Source organism: Streptomyces sp. NPDC001889 (assembly GCF_053594535.1).
In genome coordinates, this window is record NZ_JBSFER010000017.1 from 1 (window position 1) to 16,415 (window position 16,415).

Consider the following 16,415-nt stretch of genomic DNA (forward strand, 5'->3'; position numbering starts at 1 on the left):
GGCTTCGCCTGCACGGTGATCGTGGACACGATGGCCAGAGCGAACGCGAGCAGGCAGCGCACGGCGATGCCGTACGGGAGCGGAGTGCGCGGGGGCGGGGAGCCGGACTCCCCGCGCCGGCCCGGGGCCGTACCGGAGCGTGTGAGTCGGCGCCCCGGGTGTCGACGTCACCCGAGAGGAGAACACCACTGTGAGCTTCACCAGCCTGTACATCGCCGGGCTCGGCCGCTGGCTGCCACCGGCGATGACCGTGGAGCGGGCCGAGGCGGCGGGGCTGTGCCGGCGACGGGCCCTGTGGCGCACCGAGTTCGCGTCCGTGTGCGTATCACCGGGTGATTCCGGGCCGCGGATGGCCGCGCGGGCGGCCCGGGCCGCGCTGCGTCAGTCCGGCTCGGCCCCCGCCGACATCGGTCTGGTCCTGCACGCGGCCGTCTACTACCAGGGCCACGACGTCTGGGCGGCGGCCTCCGCCGTGCAGCGGGAGGCCGTCGGCGGCACCTGCCCGGCCGTGGAGGTGCGGCAGATGTCCAACGGCGGGATGGCCGCCCTGGAGCTGGCGGCCGGTGTCCTGCGCGGCGATCCCGGCCGGGGCCAGGCCCTGGTCACCACCGGGGACCGGTTCTGCGCGCCGGGCTTCGACCGCTGGCACAGCGACGCGGGCACGGCCTACGGCGACGGCGGGACCGCCGTGGTGCTCTCGCGCCACGGCGGCTTCGCCCGGGTGCGGAGCCTGGTCTCCCACGCGGACCCGGGCCTGGAGGGCATGCACCGGGGCGACGACCCCGTCGGTGGCGTCCCGTTCGCCGTCCGCAGCCCGGTCGATCTGGAGCCGCCGCGCCGGGACTTCACCGCGCGTCTGGGGCTGGACGCCGTACTGGCCCGGATCGACGCCGGGCAGCGCGAGGCGTTCAAGCGCGCTCTGTCGGAGGCGGGGGTGGAGCAGCGGGACGTGGACTGGTTCGTCCTCCCCCATCTGGGCCGCCCCCGGCTGAACGCCCACTTCCTCACCCCGCTGGGCATCGATCCCGAGCGCACCACCTGGTCGTGGGGCCGGCACGTCGGGCATCTGGGCGCCGGTGACCAGATCGCGGGCCTCGGGGAACTGCTGGACTCGGGTGCGCTGCGGCCGGGGCAGCTCTGTCTGCTGGCCGGGGTGGGCGGGGGTTTCACCTGGTCCTGCGCCGTGGTGGAGATACTGCGCCGCCCGGAGCCGGCGGGAGACGGCCGATGAACACCCCGGACACACCCGGCGCGTTGAACACCCCGCACACCCCGCACACCCCGCACACACCCCGTGCACCGGACGCACCGGACGCACCGGGCTCCCCCGGCGGGAACGGGCTCCGGGGCCGGCCGCGCTGGTTCGTCACACTCTTCATCGTGGACATGTGGGAGCGGTTCAGCTTCTACGGCATGCTGGCGATCCTCTTCCTCTATCTGGTCGCCGACCCCGGGGACGGCGGTCTGGGGATGGCGGAGGGCGACGCGGCGGCGCTGTCGGGGCTCTACATGTCGCTGGTCTTCCTCTCGGCGCTGCCCGGCGGCTGGCTGGTGGACCGGGTGTTCGGGGCCCGCCGCGCCACGCTCCACGGGGGGATTCTCATCACCGCGGGCCATCTGCTGCTGGCGGTGCCGGCCACCGGATGGCTCTACCCGGGGCTCGGGCTGGTGGCGGCGGGCAGCGGTCTCGTCAAGCCGGGCATGGCGTCGATGGTGGGCCGGATGTACGACGGCCGGCCGGAGCGGCGCGAGGCGGCGTTCTCGGTGTTCTATATGAGCATCCAGGTCAGCGCGCTGGTGGCGCCGCTGGTCACCGCGTTCCTGGGTGAGCGCGTGAGCTGGCACCTCGGCTTCGGCGCGGCGGCGCTGGGCATGGTCATCGGCCTGGTCTGCTACGGGGCGGGCTGGTCCTCCTTCGGTGGGATCGGGCTGGCGCCGGACCGTCCGCTGCCGCCCGCCGAGGCACGGCGGCTGCTGGTCCGGGCGGCGCTCATCGGCGGGCTGCCCGCCCTGGTGGTGGGTTCGGCCTCGGTGGCCGGCCTGCTGACGGTACGGCAGGTGCTGATGCTGGCGGGTCTGACCGTGCTGGTGGTGCCGGCGGTGTACTACCGGAGGCTGCTGCGGGCCCCGGGGATCGGTCCGGCGCACCGGGGGCGGCTGCGGGCGCTGCGGTGGATGCTGCTGGCCTCGTCGGTCTTCTGGCTGCTCTTCGCCCAGGGGCCGCTGCTGCTCAATCTGTTCGCGCAGGAGGCGGTGGACCGGGTGGTGGGCGGCTTCACGGTGCCGGCGGGCTGGTTCCAGTCGGCACAGCCGCTCTTTCTGCTGCTGCTCTCGCCGGTCGCGGCGGCGCTGTGGATACGCCTCGGACGGCGGGTCGGGGCGCCGGCCAAGTTCGCGGGCGGGCTGCTGCTGGGCGGGGGCGCGTTTGTGCTGATGGCGGGCGCCGCGTCGGCGGCCGGGCGGGGTCCGGTGTCCCCGCTGTGGCTGCTGGGGGTGTATCTGCTGCTGGTGTGCGGGGAGTTGGCGGTGGGGCCGATCGGTCTGAGTCTGTCGGCGGAGGTGGCCCCGCCGGGTTTCACCGGCCGGATGCTGGGTCTGTTCTGGCTGTTCGCGGCGGTCGGAGCGGCGGTCGGAGGGCAGGTGGGGCGGCTGGTCGATGTGGTGCCCGATCCGGTCTACCACCTGCTGCTCGCCTCGCTGGGGCTGCTGGCGGGGGTCGCGCTGACGGTGTCGGCGCGCCTGCTGCGCCGCCGGCTCGACGCGCCCGCGGGGAGCGCCGTACCGCCCGCGCGGGCCTCTTAGCAACGCTGCCTACATGTAGTCTGCCTATCTGTAGTCCACGTCCGCCGTGCACGGCCGCGCTCTGCCGCGTTCCCCCGGCGCGCATCCGCCGCCGGGCCGCACCCGGCGGGCGACCGACCACCGCACCGGGAGGAAGCCATGCCCCTGAACCGCCGCCAGTTCTTCCGGGCCACGGGAGGCGCCGCCGTCGCCCTGCCCCTGGCCTCCGCCCTGGCGGGCTGCTCCGGCGACACACAGGGTTCGACCGGCGCGCCGGTGAAGAGCGTCCGCCGAGCCCCCGAGGCGTTCAAGGCGCCGCTGCCGCTGCCCCCCGTACTGAAACCGTCCCGTACCGAGGGCGGTGTCGACCACTACGACATCGTCCAGAAGGCAGCCCTGGTGGAGATACTGCCGGGCCTGAGGACCGAGATATGGGGGTACAACGGGCTCTTCCCCGGGCCCACCCTCGTCACCCGGCGGAACCGGAAGATCGTCGTCCGGCACACCAATGAACTCGACGTGCCGACCGTGGTCCATCTGCACGGCGCCAAGGTCACCGCGGAACACGACGGCTACCCCACCGACCTGGTCCTGCCCGCCGGCGGCTGGAGCGGCCACACCCACGGCGGCGATGTCTCGCGGGGCACCCGCGAGTACCACTACCCGGGGGACCAGCCCGCCGCCACGCTCTGGTACCACGACCACCGCATGGACTTCACCGGCCCCCAGGTGTACCGCGGGCTCGCCGGCTTCCATCTCGTCCACGACGACGAGGAGGACAGTCTGCCGCTGCCCCGGGACGAGCGCGACATCCCGCTGATGATCTGCGATCGGGCGTTCGCCGAGGACGGCTCGTTCACGTACCCCGCCAAGGACCCGAGCCTCAAGGGCGAGCACGGGGTGACGGAGGAGTTCATGGAGGGGGTGCTCGGCGATGTCGTCCTGGTCAACGGAGCGCCCTGGCCGGTACTGGAGGTCAGCGCCGCCCGCTACCGGTTCCGGCTGCTCAACGCCTCCAACGCCCGCCGCTACCGGCTCTCCCTCGACCCGGGCCCGCAATCGGGCCCCGCCTTCGTGCAGGTGGGCAGTGACGCCGGGCTGCTCGGCGCACCCGTGCGGCACAGCGAGATCCAGTTCGCCCCGGCCGAGCGCTTCGACGTGGTGGTGGACTTCTCCCGGTACCCGGTCGGCACCAAGGTCACCCTGAGGAACGAGCTGGGCGAGGGCGGCGCCGGGAAGGTCATGCAGTTCCATGTGGTCCGCAGGGCGCGCGACAGCAGCCGTGTCCCCGCGACCCTCGCCGCGTTCGAACCGCTGAGCCGCTCCGACGCGTCCGTCACCCGCACCTTCCACTTCAACCAGCGCGGCGACGACGGCTGGGACATCAACGGGAAGGTCTTCGACGCCGGCCGCGACGACGCCCTGCCGAAGCTGGGCTCCACCGAGATATGGAAGTTCGACGGCGACGCCTTCCACCCCGTCCATCTGCACCTCGCCCACTTCCAGGTCCTCAGCCGCAACGGCCGGGGCCCCGGAGCGTACGACGCGGGCTGGAAGGACACCGTCGATCTGGCGTCCGGCAAGGAGATCGAGGTCATCGCGCGCTTCACCGGCTACCGCGGACGGTACGTCTTCCACTGCCACAACCTGGAGCACGAGGACATGGGGATGATGGCCAACCTGCGCGTGGTCTGACGGACGGGGGCGGCACCGGCCGCCGGAACCCCAGACGGGTTCGAGCCGTTCTGCACGGGCCCCTGCCACGCTACCGCCTTCCGGCGCTCGTGGAAGGGGCCCTCATGTACGACGACAACCCGCCCGGCACCACCCCGGTGCTCATCGTGGGCGGCGGGCTGGTCGGCCTGTCGACCTCGCTCTTCCTGTCCTGGCAGGGGGTGCCGCACACCCTGGTGGAACGGCACCCCGGCACCTCCGTCCACCCCCGCGCGTGGGGTCTGTACCCGCGCACCCTGGAACTGCTCTCCACCGGCGGAGTCACCGGGGATCTGCTGCGCGAGGCGGCGGGCTTCGCCGGTCATGTCCTCAACGGCACCGTCGAGTCGCTCACCGGGCGGGAGCGATCCGTCTCCCGGATACCCGAGCCGGCGGATGTCTCCGGGATCAGCCCGGTCGCCCGCGTCCTGTCGCTGAGCCAGGACCGTATCGAGCCCATCCTGCTGCGTCACGCCCGCCGGCTCAGCGGGGAGCTGCGCTTCCACACCGAACTCACCGGCCTCACGCAGGACGCCGACGGTGTGGACGCCACCCTGCGCGATGTGGCGAGCGGTGCGGGCGAGCGGCTCCGCGCGCGGTACGTGATCGCGGCGGACGGCGCCCACAGCCCGCTGCGGGAGCGGCTGGGCATCGCCCGGCGGGGGCGTGGCACCCTGCGGCACCAGTTCAGCATCGTCTTCCGCGCCGACCTGGAGAGAGCGCTGCGCGGGCGGCGCTTCGCCATCTGCCGGATCGACAACTCCGAGGTGGACGGTGTGCTCGGGCACGACGACACCCTGCGGCAGGGGACCCTCATCGTCACCCACCGGCCGGACCGGGACCCGGTGGAGGCGTTCACCACCGAGCGGTGCACCGCCCTGGTGCGCGCCGCGGTCGGCGATCCCGAGCTGCCCGTCACCATCGTCAGCGCGCTGCCCTGGGAGATGGCGGCGCTCACCGCCGAACGGTTCGCCGAGGGCCGGGTCCTTCTCGCCGGCGATGCCGCGCATGTGATCCCGCCCGTGGGCGGCTACGGCGCCAACACCGGCATCCAGGACGCCCACAACCTGGCCTGGAAGCTGGCCCAGGTACTGGACGGGCGGGCCGGGCCCGCCCTGCTGGACACCTACGACGCCGAGCGGCGCCCGGTGGCGCGGGCGACCATGGCCCAGGCGGCGCTGCGGCTGGCCGCCCGTGCCGGTTTCGCCGACGCCGGGCAGCGGAGCGCCCTCGTGGACCCGCTCGGGGTGATGTTCGGCTACCGCTACCGCTCGGCCGCCGTGGTGGAGGAGGAGGGCGCGCCGGAACCCGCCGCCGAGGGGCGGGAGTTCGCCGACCCGGGCAGCCTGTCCGGCGCTCCCGGCACCCGTGCCCCGCATCTGTGGCTGCGCCGCGGGGACCGCAGGGTCTCCACGGTCGACCTGGCGGGCCGCGATCTGCTGCTGCTGGCGGGCGCCGAGGCCGGCGCGTGGCAGGCCGCCGCGCGACGGGCCGGGATCGAGACCCTGCGGATCGGCGAGGACCTCGTGGAACTCGTGGAGCCGGAGCCCGGGGCCGGCCGTACCTGGTACGAGGCCTTCGGCGTCACCCGGGCGGGCGCGGTGCTGCTGCGCCCGGACGGTTTCGTGGGCTGGCGCGCACCGGGTGCGGACCCTTCCCCGGAGCGGACCCTCGTCTCCGTCAGACGCCGTCTGCTCGCCCACGCCTCCCTCTGACCGTGCCCACCGCCGGGGCGGTGTCCTCGCCCCCGCGACCGACGGAGGCCCCGCGCCCGCCCGGGATTCACCCGCCGGGGCCCCCACCGCACCCCACCCGCGAGGACACCACCACCCCGGCAGCCAGTCCCCGGGCAACACCCCCGGACCCCGCACACCCCTTCCGGGGATCACCTGCCCGGAAGCACGCCCCACCCGTGGAGACACCACGATCCAGACGACCGCGCCCCGGCCCCCCCGTAAGCGCACCCCACCCGCGAGGACACCACCACCCCGGCAACCGGTCCCCGGGCAACACCCCCTGACCCCGCACACCACCTCGGGCGCCCCGCGCCCACCACCACCACCACCACCCGCCCGGAGGGCACCCCTCCTCCGTACGGGCGGACCAACGGTCTTCGAGCCGGACTCCAAAACCCCGGCCCAGGATCGGGGGCCCACCGAGACGACCGGGAGGACATCTCGTATGAGCAGCACATCCGCCGGTGATGCCGCGGACGACTCGATCGCGGTGGTCGGCATGGCCTGCAGGCTGCCCGGCGCCCCCGGGCCCGGCGCCTTCTGGGAGATGCTGTCCGCCGGGCGGGACGCGGTGCGGCCCGCGCCGCCGGACCGTGCCGCCGGCCTCGCCGGCCTCGGCGGCCTCGGCGCGGCCGGGGGGCCGGGCGGGGTGCCGCACGGCGGCTTCCTGGACGATGTGGCCGGATTCGACGCCGCGTTCTTCGGTATCGCCCCCCGTGAGGCGGCGGCCATGGACCCCCAGCAGCGGCTGCTGCTGGAACTGGCCTGGGAGGCGCTGGAGGACGCCTGGATCGTCCCCGGCACCCTGCGCTCCTCGGACACCGGGGTGTTCATCGGCGCCATGGCCGACGACTGGGCCCAGCTGACACACCTCCGGGGCCCGGCCGCCATGACCCCGCACACCCTCCAGGGCACGCAGCGCGGCGTGCTCGCCAACCGGATCAGCCATGCCCTGGATCTGCGCGGCCCCAGCCTCACCGTGGACACCGGGCAGTCGTCGGCTCTGGTCGGCGTCCATCTGGCCTGCGAGGCGCTGCGGCGCGGCGAGGCGGGCACCGCCCTGGCCGGCGGGGTCAATCTGCTGCTGGCCCCCGGCACCTGGCATGCCACGGCGCGCTTCGGCGGGCTCTCCCCGGCCGGGCGCTGCCACACCTTCGACACCCGGGCGGACGGCTACGCGCGCGGTGAGGGCGGCGCCCTGGTGGTGCTCAAGCCACTGGGCCGGGCGCTGGCCGACGGCGACCGCGTCCACTGCGTGATCCTGGGCGGGGCCATGGGCAGCGACGGCGGTACGGAGGCGCTGACGGTGCCCGGCCGCGCCACCCAGGAGGAGGTGCTGCGCCGGGCCTGTCTGCGGGCGGGCGTCGCCCCGTCCCGCGTCCAGTACGTCGAACTGCACGGCACCGGCACCCGTGTCGGCGACCCGGTGGAGGCCGCCGCCCTGGGCGCCGTGTTCGGCTCCCCGGGTGCCGGACGGGAGAGCGTCCTCCGGGTGGGCTCGGCCAAGACCAACGTGGGTCATCTGGAGGGCGCGGCCGGTCTCGTGGGCCTGCTCAAGACGGCCCTGTGCCTGCGCCACCGACGGCTCGTGCCCAGCCTCAACTTCACCGCCGCGCCCCCCGGTATCCCCCTGGAGCGGCTGGGGCTGCGCGTCCAGACGGAGTACGGCGACTGGCCGCTGCCGGAGGAGCGGCTGGTGGCCGGGGTGTCGTCGTTCGGTATGGGCGGCACCAACTGCCACCTTCTGCTGGCCGAGCCGCCGGAGCGCCCCGGCGAACAGACGGACGAACGGACGGGCGGCCCGGCTCCGGCCGCCGTCCCCTGGCCCCTCTCGGCCCGCTCCGAACCCGCGCTGCGCGCCCAGGCCAGGGCGCTGCGCCGACACCTCGGCCGGCACCCCGGCGCGGCGTCCGCCGACATCGGGCACACCCTCGCCACCGCCCGCTCCCACCACGAGCACCGCGCGGTGGTGGTGGGCGAGGGCGCCACGGCGCCCCTGGACGCGCTGGCGGCGCTCGCGGAGGGCCGGTCCCACCACCGGCTGGTACGGGGCAGGTCCGGCTCCCCGCCCCCTGAACTCGCGGTGCTCTTCGCCGGCCAGGGCGGGGCGCGCCCCGGGGCGGGGCACGGGCTGTACACCGCCTTCCCGGAGTTCGCGCGGGCGGTGGACGAGCTGTGCGGCCACTTCGACGCCGTACTGGAACAGCCGCTGCGCGCGCTGATGTTCGCCCCCGCCGGGGACACCGGGGCGGCGGAGCTGCTGCGGCGGACCGACTACGCCCAGCCGGCGCTGTTCACCCTGGAGACGGCGCTGCTGCGGCTCCTGGGGTCGTGGGGTGTGGTGCCCGGGGTGCTCGCCGGGCACTCGCTGGGCGAGCTGACCGCCGCCCACGCCGCCGGAGTGCTCTCCACGGCGGACGCCACCGCGCTGGTCGCCGCGCGCGGCCGGCTGATGCATTGGGCCGGCGGGGACGGCGCCATGATCGCCGTGGAGGCGGCCGAGGAGGAGGTCCGCGGGATGCCCGGGGGCCTGCCCGGGACGGTGGACATCGCCGCCGTCAACTCCCCCGCGTCCGTGGTCGTCTCGGGGGACGCGGCGGCCGTGGAGCGGATCGCGGGGCACTGGTCGGAGCGGGGCCGCCGGACCCGGCGGCTGCGCACCCGCCATGCCTTCCACTCCCCTCATATGGACCCGCTGCTGGCGGAGTTCCGTCGGATCGCGGGGCGGCTGGCGTACCGGCCGCCGACGCTGCCGGTGGTGTCCCATGTGACCGGGCGCCTGGCGACCTCGGACGAGCTGTGCTCACCCGAGTACTGGACGGCGCATCTGCGGGCCACCGTCCGCTTCGCCGACGGGGTGCGCACCCTGCTCGCCCGGGGCACGGGCGCCTTCCTGGAGCTGGGCCCCGACGCGACCCTGACCACCCTGGCGGCCGGGTCGCTGCCGCCCGCCGATGACGAGGGACCACCGCCGCCGGTGCTGACCGCCGCGCTGCGGCCGGGCCGCGACGAACCCCTCTCCGTCCTGGCCGCCGCCGGTGCCCTGCACACCGCCGGTCTGCCGGTGGAGTGGGGCGCGGTCATCGGCGCGGGGCGGCGCCGGGTCGAACTGCCGCCCTACGCCTTCCAGCGGGAGCGGTACCGGCTGCCGCCGGGCGCTCCCGGCACCACGGACGCGGAGCCGGAGAACGGCCCCGCACCGGAGACCAGTGCCGGGCCTCGGCAGCCGTACACGGCCGTACGAGCGGCGGGCCCCCCGCCGCCCGCCGCGCCGCGCGCCCTCCCCGGCGCGACCGGACGGGAGCGGCTGCGGGCGGCCGTACGACTGGTCAGGGACGAGGCCGCGGCGGTGCTCGGCCACCCCGGTCCCGCGGCGATCGACCCCGACCGTCCCTTCCGGGACGCCGGCTTCGACTCGGTCACCGGGGTGGAGCTGTGCGGGCGCCTCCGGGCGGCCACCGGGGCCGCCCTCGCGGTGACCGCCGTCTTCGACCGCCCCACCCCGGCCGAACTCGCCCGCCACCTCCTCACCCTGCTGCCGGCCGCGCCCGCGAGCCCGGAGCCGGACACCGCGTCCGCCGCGCTGGGAGCCCTGGAGGCGCTGCGCGCCGCCGTGGCCACCGGGGCCCGGCAGGACCCCGGCACCGCGCGCCGCCTGGCCGGCGGGCTGCGGGAGCTGCTCGCCGCCCTGCCCGCGGACACCGGGGACGCCACCGGCACCGGCGGCGGAGCCCCTGACCCCACCGACCTCACCGAGAAGATCGGAACCGCCAGCGATGACGAAATCTTCGCCCTCATCGACCGGGAGTGCGGCGACGCCTCACCGGAGAGGAGCTGAGCCCCCCGTGCCCCAGGAACCGATGACCGAGGAGCGGCTGCGCACCTATCTCAAGCGCGCCACCACCGAGCTGTACCGCGCCCGGCGGCAGCTCGCCGAGGCCCGGGAGCGCGAGCCCGTCGCCATCGTCGGCATGGCCTGCCGCTACCCGGGCGGCGCGGAGGACCCCGAGGGGCTGTGGCGGCTGGTCTCCTCCGGCACCGACGCCATCTCCCCCTTCCCCGTCAACCGGGGCTGGCCGCTGGAGGAGCTGTACGACCCGGACCCGGGGAATCCGGCCCCCGGCCGCAGCGCGGTCCGCCACGGCGGATTCCTCCACGACGCCGACCGGTTCGACGCCGAGTTCTTCGGCATCAGCCCGCGCGAGGCCCTGGCCATGGACCCCCAGCAGCGGCTGCTGCTGGAGAACGCCTGGGAGGCGCTGGAGCACGCGGGCATCGCCCCGGACGGGCTGCGCGGCAGCGCCACCGGGGTCTTCGCCGGTCTCACCGCGCAGGAGTACGCCTCCCTGGACCGTGTCGGCGACGAGGGTGTGGAGGGCTATCTCCTCTCCGGCACCACCGTGAGCGTGGCCTCCGGCCGCATCGCCTACACGCTCGGGCTGCGGGGCCCCGCCGTCACCGTCGACACCGCCTGCTCCTCCTCCCTGGTCGCCATCCATCTGGCCTGCCGCTCGCTGCTGGACGACGAGTGCGGACTGGCGCTCGCCGGCGGTGTCTGCGTCATGGCGGGACCCGGCATGTTCCTGGAGTTCAGCCGTCAGCGCGGGCTCGCGCCCGACGGCCGCTGCAAGCCCTTCGGCGCCGGGGCCGACGGCACCGCGTGGGCCGAGGGCTCCGGCGTGCTGGTGCTGGAGCGCCTCTCCGCCGCCCGCCGCAACGGGCACCGGGTGCTCGCCGTCATCGAGGGCTCCGCCCTCGCGCAGGACGGGGCGAGCAACGGTCTGACCGCGCCCAGCGGACCGGCGCAGGAGCAGGCCATCCGTACCGCGCTGGCATCCGGCGGGCTCTCCCCCCACGACATCGACGCCATCGAGGCGCACGGCACCGGCACCCGGCTCGGCGACCCGATCGAGGCCCGGGCGCTGCTCGCCGCCTACGGGCCGGACCGCCCCGCCGGCCGGCCGCTGTGGCTGGGCTCGCTCAAGTCGAACGTCGGGCACACCCAGGCCGCCGCCGGGGTCGGCGGCGTCATCAAGATGGTCCAGGCGCTCCACCACGAGCAGTTGCCGCCCACGCTGCACGCCGGGGAACCCACCCGGGAGGTGGACTGGTCGAGCGGCGCGCTGCGGCTGCTGACCGCCGCCCGCCCCTGGCCGCGCGGCGCACGGCGGCGGCGCGCCGGTGTCTCGTCCTTCGGCATCAGCGGCACCAACGCGCATCTGCTGCTGGCGGAGGCGCCCGCCGAGGACCGCGCGGATGCCGCCGCGTCCGGCGGCCCGGGGAGCGGGCCCGCCGGAGTGCTGCCCTGGCCGCTGTCCGCCCGCTCCGGGCCCGCTCTGCTCCGGCAGGCGGAGCGGCTGGCCGAAGCGGTGACGGCGGCGCCCCCGGACCCGGCCGCCGTCGCGCACACCCTGGCCACGGGGCGGGCCCTGCTGGAGCACCGGGCCGTGGTGCTCGCCGGGGACCTCGAAGGGCTGAGCGGCCGGGTGGCCGCCCTCGCGCGCGGTGAGACGGTCCCGGGGCTCGTCCGGGGCCGGGCCGGGGCGGCCAGGTCCGTGTTCGTCTTCCCCGGCCAGGGTTCGCAGTGGGAGGGGATGGCCCGGGAACTGCTGGCGGACTCCGCGGTCTTCCGCGAGCGGATCGAGGAGTGCGCGAAGGCCCTCGCCCCCCACACGGACTGGTCGCTGACCGAGGTCCTGGCCGGGGGCCGGGACGCGCCCCCGCTCGACCGGGTCGATGTCGTGCAGCCGGCCCTGTGGGCGGTGATGGTGGCGCTGGCCGCGGTGTGGCGGGCGGCCGGGGTCGAGCCGGAGGCGGTGATCGGCCACTCCCAGGGCGAGATCGCCGCCGCCTGTGTCGCCGGTGCGCTCTCGGTGGAGGACGCCGCGCGCGTGGTGGCCCTGCGCAGCCGCGCCCTGACCCGGCTCGCCGGCACCGGCGGCATGGCCTCGGTCGCGCTGCCCGCCGAGCGGGTGCGCCGGGAACTCGCCGACAGCGGCGTCCCGGTGCGGGTGGCCGCCGTCAACGGACCGTCCGCGACGGTCGTCGCGGGGCCGGCGAAGGAGCTGGCGGCTCTGGTGTCCGGCTGGGAGGCCGAGGGGCTGCACGCCCGGGTGGTCCCCGTGGACTACTCGTCCCACACCCCGGATGTCGAGGCCCTCCGCGAGGAGGTGATGGAGCTGCTGGCGGGCCTCTCGCCCCGGCCGCCCCGGATACCGCTGTACTCCACGCTCACCGGTTCGGAGCTGACCGACGGCACCCCCATGGACGCCCGTTACTGGTTCCGCAGCCTGCGCAGCCCGGTGCGGTTCCACGAGGCGGCCCGGGCGCTGGTCGCGGCGGGACACGATCTGTTCGTCGAGTGCAGCCCGCACCCGGTGCTGACCGTCGCCCTCCAGGACACCCTGGACGAGGCGGGCCGGGAGGGCTCCGCCCTGGGCACCCTGCGCCGGCGCGACGGCGGCCGGACCCGGCTGCTGACCTCGCTGGCCGAGGCACATGTGCGGGGCGCGGACATCGACTGGCGGGCGCTGCTGCCCGCCGGGCGGCGGAGCGTGGCGCTGCCGGTCTACCCGTTCCAGCGGCGGCGCCACTGGCTGCGGGCACCGGAGGGCACCGCCGCGCCCGGCCGGCTCGGGGTCGAGCCCGCCGGCCACCCGCTGCTGGGGGTCGCGGTGGAGAGCGCGGCGGACGGCGGGCTGCTGGTGACCGGGCGGCTCTCGCTCGCCGGGCAGCCCTGGCTCGCCGACCATGTCGTCAACGGCACCGTGCTGCTCCCGGGCGCCCTCCTGGTGGAGTTGGCCCTGCACGCGGGCGGTGAGCTGGGCGGGCTCGGGCTGGACGATCTGGTCCTGGAGGCCCCGCTCGCCCTGCCGGCCGACGGCGCGGTGCGGGTGCAGATCGGGGTGGGCGGCCCGGACGGCTCGGGGCGGCGCCCCGTCACCGTGCACTCCCGTCCCGGCGCCGGTGACCCGGCGGACGGCGAACACCCCTGGACCCGCCACGCGTCCGGGGCGCTCGCGCCGGCGGGCGCGCGGGAGACGGAGCCGGGCGGCGAGGTGTGGCCGCCCGCCGGGGCCGAGCCCTTCGATCCCCCGGAGTCGTACGAACGGCTGGCGCGGGCGGGCTACGGCTACGGGCCCGCGTTCCGCGCGATGCGGGCCGCCGGGCGGTGCGACGGAGGGCTGTACGCCGAGGTCGCGCTGGCCGACGGCGTCGAGCCGGCCGGCTTCGGGGTCCATCCGGCGCTGCTGGACGCCGCGCTGCACGCCCTGGTCCTCGACGCGCTGCCGGAGGGCGGCGACCCCGACCGCGTTCTGCTGCCGTTCTCCTTCGCCGGGGTGCGGCTGCACGCCGTGGAGGCGGACCGGGTGCGGGTACGGGTGCTGCGGACCGGGGAGCACCGGGCGCGGCTCGAACTGACCGACCCGGCCGGGCAGCCGGTGCTGACCGTGGCGGAGGTGACGCTGCGCCCGATCCGCCGCTCGGCGCTGGGCGCGGCCGGGGCCAGGGGCGCGGACGCGCTGTACGAGGTCGGCTGGAGGGCGGTGCCCGGCGGCGGGGAGCCGGAGCGGCACGGCGGCCGGGCGGTGCTGGGCGGGGCGGCGGCTCTGCTGCCCTCGGCCCCGGCCCACCGCGATCTGGCCGCCCTGCGGGAGGCGCTCGACGCGGGGGCCGCGGTGCCCGGCACCGTGGTCGCTCTCGCCCCGCCGCCCGCCGGGGGCGCCGATCCGGTCTCCGGTGTCCACGAGGCGGTCCGGTCGGCGCTCGGTCTGGTGCGGGAGTGGCTGGCGGAGGGGCGGCTGGCCTCGTCGCGTCTGGTGGTGGTGACCTCCGGCGCGACCGGCGCGGACCCCGATGTGGCCGGGGCGGCCGTGTGGGGGCTGCTGCGCAGCGCCCAGAGCGAGCACCCGGGCCGTCTGGTCCTGCTCGATGTGGAGCCGGACGCGCGGGACGCCTCCCTGGAGGCGGCGCTGACGGCCGGTGAGCCGCAACTGGCCTGGCGGGACGGTGCCTGGCACGCGCCCCGGCTGCTCCCCGCGCCCGGCCCCGGTGCCCTGGTGCCGCCGTCCGGTGCCGGCTGGGCGCTGGAGGTGCGGACCCCGGGCTCCCTGGACGGTCTGGCGCTGGTCGAGGGGGACCGGGCGACGCGTCCGCTGGCCCCGCACGAGGTGCGGGTGGCGGTCCGGGCGGCGGGCGTCAACTTCCGCGATGTGGTGCTGGCGCTCGACCTGGTGCCGGGCCAGGAGGGTCTGGGGCTCGAAGGCGCGGGTGTGGTGCTGGAGACCGGTTCCGCCGTGCGCGGCCTGGCGCCGGGCGACGCCGTGCTGGGTCTGCTGAGACACGGGGCCTTCGGCCCGGTCGCCGTCGCCGACCACCGGATGACGGCCCGGGTGCCGGACGGCTGGTCGTTCACCCGGGCGGCGACCGTCCCGGTGGTGTTCGCGACGGCGTACCGGACGCTGGCGGAGGTCGCGCGGGTGCGGCCCGGGGAGCGGGTCCTGGTGCACGCCGGGGCCGGCGGTGTCGGTCTGGCCGCGATCCGGCTCGCCCGGCATCTGGGCGCCGAGGTCTTCGCCACCGCCTCCCCCGCCAAGTGGCCCGCGCTGCGCGCCGAGGGCGTGGCCGACGACCACATCGCCTCCTCCCGCTCGGACGCCTTCGAGGAGGCGTTCCGCCGGGTGACCGGCGGCGCCGGGGTGGATGTGGTGCTCAACTCCCTGACGGGCGGGCTGGTCGACGCCTCGCTGCGGCTGCTGGGTCCCGGCGGGCGGCTGGTGGAGATCGGCAAGACCGACATCCGCGACCCGGAGCGGGTCGCCGCGGACCATCCGCACGTCCGGTACACGGTGTACGACCTGCTGCGGGAGGAGCCGGCCGAGGTGGGCCGGCTGCTCGCCCGGGTGCTGGAGCTGTTCGAGGAGGGTGCCCTGACGGAGCTTCCGGTGCGGACCTGGCCGGTCCAGGAGGCCCCGGAGGCGCTGCGGCACCTGGCGCACGCCCGGCACACCGGGAAGCTCGTGCTCACCCTGCCGCCCTCGTTCGACCCCGGGGGCACGGTGCTCATCAGCGGCGGCACCGGGACGCTCGGCGCGCTGCTCGCCCGCCATCTGGTCACCGGTCACGGGGTGCGGCGCCTGCTGCTGGCCGGCCGCCGGGGCGCGGCGGCGGAGGGGGCGGCGGAGCTGGCGGCCGAACTGTCCGCGCTGGGGGCGGAGGTGTCCTTCGCCGCCTGCGATCTGGCGGACCGGGCGGCGGTGGCGGCGCTGCTGGAGGGCATCGCCGCTGACCGGCCGCTGACCGCCGTGGTGCACGCGGCGGGGGTGCTCGACGACGCCACCGTGGAGACGCTGACCGACGGGGCGGTGGACGCGGTGCTGCGGCCCAAGGTTGACGCGGCCTGGCATCTCCATGAGCTGACCCGCGATCTGCGGCTCTCGGCCTTTGTGCTGTTCTCGTCCGTCGTGGCCACGGTGGGCTCCCCCGGGCAGGCCAACTACGCCGCCGCCAACGGGTTCCTGGACGCGCTGGCCCGGCTGCGGCGGTCGGCGGGGCTGCCCGGTGTCTCCCTCGCCTGGGGTCTGTGGGACCGGGCCAGCGGGATGACGGGGCATCTGTCCCGCGCCGATCTGGCGCGGATGGGCCGGGCCGGTGTGCGGGCGCTGGCCGCCGATGAGGCGCTGGCGCTGTTCGACACCGCTCTGGCCGCGGGCGGCGCCCATCTGCTGCCGGTCCGCTGGGACCGGGCGGCGCTGCGCTCGCTCGCCGGCGGGCCCGGTCTCCCCCCGGTCCTGGCGGATCTCGTGCGGGCCCGTCCCCGGGTCCGGCGGGCCGCCGCCGCGCACCAGGAGGCCCCGGGGCCGTCCTGGGCGGTCCGGCTGGCGGCGCTGCCGGCCGGGCGGCGCAGGGACGCTCTGCTGGAGCTGGTGCTGGGCGAGGTGGCGGGGTCGCTGGGTTACGCGCCGGACGACCGGGTCGACACCCGGCAGACGTTCAAGGAGATGGGCTTCGACTCGCTGGCGGGGGTGGAGCTGCGCAATCGGCTGACCGCGGCGACGGGGCTGCGGCTGACGGCGACGCTGGTCTTCGACCGGCCGACGGTGGCCGAGCTGCTCGACCATCTCCTGGACGGGGACGGCGCGCTGCGGGGTGCGGCCCCGGCGTGACCGGCCGGGGCGGCGGGGG

General features: G+C 76.3%; 6 protein-coding genes. All 6 read left to right on the forward strand.

The window, feature by feature from the left end; translation table 11 throughout:
• The first annotated feature begins 190 nt into the window (after positions 1-190).
• The 6 genes from ACWCRA_RS20545 (at position 191) to ACWCRA_RS20570 (ending at position 16,396) form a co-directional block, all read left to right on the forward strand.
• Positions 191-1,231, forward strand: a complete 1,041-nt coding sequence (locus tag ACWCRA_RS20545; RefSeq protein WP_351558695.1) for a ketoacyl-ACP synthase III family protein — start codon at positions 191-193, stop codon at positions 1,229-1,231.
• Positions 1,228-2,802: a peptide MFS transporter gene (locus ACWCRA_RS20550; RefSeq protein WP_451068233.1), complete on the forward strand. Its 1,575-nt coding sequence runs from the start codon at positions 1,228-1,230 to the stop codon at positions 2,800-2,802. The genes ACWCRA_RS20545 and ACWCRA_RS20550 overlap by 4 nt, the downstream gene beginning before the upstream one ends.
• Positions 2,803-2,940: 138 nt before the next feature.
• On the forward strand, positions 2,941-4,476 hold the full coding sequence (locus tag ACWCRA_RS20555; RefSeq protein WP_351558699.1) for a multicopper oxidase family protein: 1,536 nt from the start codon (positions 2,941-2,943) through the stop codon (positions 4,474-4,476).
• Between the two features lie 104 nt (positions 4,477-4,580).
• Complete coding sequence (locus ACWCRA_RS20560) at positions 4,581-6,209, forward strand: FAD-dependent monooxygenase (RefSeq protein ID WP_451068234.1); 1,629 nt, start codon at positions 4,581-4,583, stop codon at positions 6,207-6,209.
• Positions 6,210-6,675: 466 nt separating this feature from the next.
• A complete protein-coding gene (locus ACWCRA_RS20565) occupies positions 6,676-10,068 on the forward strand; it encodes a type I polyketide synthase (protein WP_451068235.1) in 3,393 nt (1,130 codons plus the stop codon).
• The gene (locus ACWCRA_RS20570) at positions 10,007-16,396 is read left to right on the forward strand and encodes an SDR family NAD(P)-dependent oxidoreductase (RefSeq protein ID WP_451068236.1); all 6,390 of its coding nucleotides are present in this window, start codon (positions 10,007-10,009) and stop codon (positions 16,394-16,396) included. The genes ACWCRA_RS20565 and ACWCRA_RS20570 overlap by 62 nt, the downstream gene beginning before the upstream one ends.
• Positions 16,397-16,415 lie beyond the last annotated feature (19 nt).